This window comes from Acinetobacter sp. YH16052 (genome assembly GCF_013417155.1).
Taxonomy (GTDB): domain Bacteria; phylum Pseudomonadota; class Gammaproteobacteria; order Pseudomonadales; family Moraxellaceae; genus Acinetobacter.
In genome coordinates this window covers 1-1,339 of record NZ_VPEO01000162.1, presented here as the reverse complement: position 1 = coordinate 1,339, position 1,339 = coordinate 1, and the positions used below count along the sequence as shown (strand labels likewise).

General features: G+C 49.7%; 1 protein-coding gene. It reads right to left on the bottom strand.

Annotated elements, in window-relative coordinates; all coding sequences use genetic code 11:
* A partial coding sequence (locus tag FTV42_RS16955) for an electron transfer flavoprotein-ubiquinone oxidoreductase (RefSeq protein ID WP_180039258.1) occupies window positions 1-1,339 on the bottom strand: 1,339 nt, incomplete at both ends.

Sequence of the window (1,339 nt, the reverse complement as noted above, 5' to 3'; positions counted from 1 at the left end):
CCACCTTCCGGTGTCACCCAGGTGATGTTCTGGGACGGATCCTTGATGTCACAGGTCTTGCAGTGTACACAGTTGGCTGCATTGATCTGGAAACGCTTGGAACCGTCATTATTTTCCATGATCTCATAAACACCCGCCGGGCAGTAACGCTGCGCAGGCTCGTCCCATTTCGGTAGATTTACTTCTACCGGAATTGAAGCATCGGTCAGTTTCAAATGTGCTGGCTGGTTCTCTTCATGCACGGTATTCGATACAAACACCGAAGACAGACGGTCAAAGGTCAGCTTGCCATCCGGTTTCGGATAGTTTGGCTTGAAGCTTTCAGCCGCCTGGGTTTTCAACGCAGCATGATCCTGAACCAGATCATGCAGGGTGAACGGAACTTTAAACACGTTCTGATCGATAAAGTTGAATGCACCACCGATCCATTGACCGAACTTGTGCATTGCAGGACCGAAGTTACGCGAGTTGTATAACTCTTCTTTCAGCCAGCTGTTGTTGAACTTGTCGGTATACGCGGTCAATTCTTTAACAAAGAAATCTTCGCCCTCTACAACACGTGCCACCGCCAGATCACCGCCTTTTTCTACACCCGCAACAATGGCTTCAAATACCGCTTCACCGCAAAGCATACCGGATTTCATTGCCGTATGTGAGCCTTTAATCTTGGCAAAGTTCAGGAAGCCTGCATCATCCCCAATCAACGAGCCGCCCGGAAAGGTGAATTTTGGCAGCGAGTTAAAGCCACCTTTGGTCACAGCACGCGCACCATAAGAAATACGCTTGCCGCCTTCCAGATACTGCTTGATTAAAGGATGGGTTTTCCAGCGCTGCATTTCCATGAATGGATACATATGCGGGTTGGTGTAAGACAGATCCACGATCATGCCCAGAGTCACCTGGTTATTCTCAGCATGGTATAACCACCAGCCACCTGAAGAACCAGTTTCATTTAGTGGCCAGCCGGCACCGTGCATCACCAGACCCGGTTTATGCTTGGCAGGATCGATTTCCCAAAGCTCTTTAATGCCGATACCGTAGTGTTGCGGATCAGCGTCCTTGTCCAGGTTGAACTTCTGGATCAGACGTTTACCTAAGTGACCACGACAGCCTTCAGCGAAAATTGTGTATTTGGCATGCAGTTCATAACCAGGGGTAAAGTTATGCGTCGGTTCGCCATCTTTACCAATGCCCATGTCACCGGTCTGGATGCCTTTGACTGTGCCATCGGCATGATACAGAATTTCCGAGGCTGCAAAGCCTGGGAAGATCGACACTTCCAGTTCTTCAGCTTTCTGGCCTAACCAGCGCACCACGTTGCCGAGCGAGATGACATAGT